This is a genomic window from Legionella lytica, from assembly GCF_044626755.1.
GTDB lineage: Bacteria > Pseudomonadota > Gammaproteobacteria > Legionellales > Legionellaceae > Legionella > Legionella lytica_A.
On the sequence record NZ_JBGORX010000025.1, the window covers coordinates 1 to 1,211 of the forward strand.

Below are 1,211 nucleotides of genomic sequence, written 5' to 3' on the forward strand. Positions count from 1 at the left end.
CCGGTTACGGTTGCCATAACACCTCCAGCCACGGTACTGGTATTGGGACTAATACTCGTAATACTTGGCGCAATTGCCTGGTAGGTAAACCCACCAACTAACGTTGCATTGCTGCTGCCATCACTAACGGTTACATCCGCTGCCAAAGCGCCACTTACATAGGCTGGCACAATTGCCGTTACTGTCGTGGCATTCACTACCGTTACCCCGCTTGCGGCAACACCACTTACGGTGACAGAAGTAGTGCCCGATAAATTAGCCCCACTTAAGGTGATTACCGTACCACCCGCTACACTGCCGGTAGAAGGACTAATTCCACTAAGGCTTAAACCACCACCTACATAAGTAAAGGCTGCACTTAGCGTTACACTGCCGGCTCCATTATTGACCACAACATCAACTGCCCCACTCGCATGCGCCGGAGTCACCGCCGTTAGCGTCGTGTTATTAAGTACTTGCACATTCACCGCATTGATGCCATCCAATTGCACCGTAGCTCCAGGAACAAAACCCGTTCCGGTTAAGGTAATGGTTGTACCACCCGCGGTAGTACCGCTGTTGGGAGCAATGCTCGTTAAGGTTGGAGTTGCTGCAGTATAAGTAAAACCTCCCGCAAGAGTAGTACTGCCCTCAGCATTAGTTACTGTCACATCCGCTGCCAAAGGACCACTGACATAAGCAGGTACTTCCGCAGTCAGCGAACCCGTGCTTGAAATCGTGACCGAACTGGCAGGGATACCACCAATCGTTACCGTAGTACCAGGGACAAAATTACTTCCCGCAATGGTAATCGACGTGCCTCCCGCAGCAGGACCCGTATTGGGACTAACACTACTGATGGTGGGTGCTTCGGCTTGATAGGTAAACGCATTAATTAACGTAGCATTCGCTACACCGTTATTTACCACCACACTCACGGATAAGGAACCACTGCTGTAGGCCGGAGTTACCGCAGTAAGCGTCGTAGAGTTCATCACCGTTACAGACGTGGCTGCCACACCACCAAAAGTAACCGTGGTGCCGGGGGCAAAACCACTCCCAGTTAACGTGACCGTAGTGCCGCCTAAAATTGAACCCGTTCCTGGAGTTAACGCAGTTAAGCTAGGCGCATTCTCAATGTACGTAAAGCCCGCAGTTAGCGTCGCACTGCCCGCGCCATTATTCACCACTACATCTTTAATTAGGGAACCACTAACATAGGCGGGAACTGT

1 protein-coding gene is annotated in these 1,211 nt (G+C 51.3%); it reads right to left on the reverse strand.

Annotation, left to right across the window (positions count from 1 at the left end; all coding sequences use genetic code 11):
- A partial coding sequence (locus ACD661_RS16905; RefSeq protein WP_400189005.1) for an IPT/TIG domain-containing protein occupies positions 1–1,211 on the reverse strand: 1,211 nt, incomplete at both ends.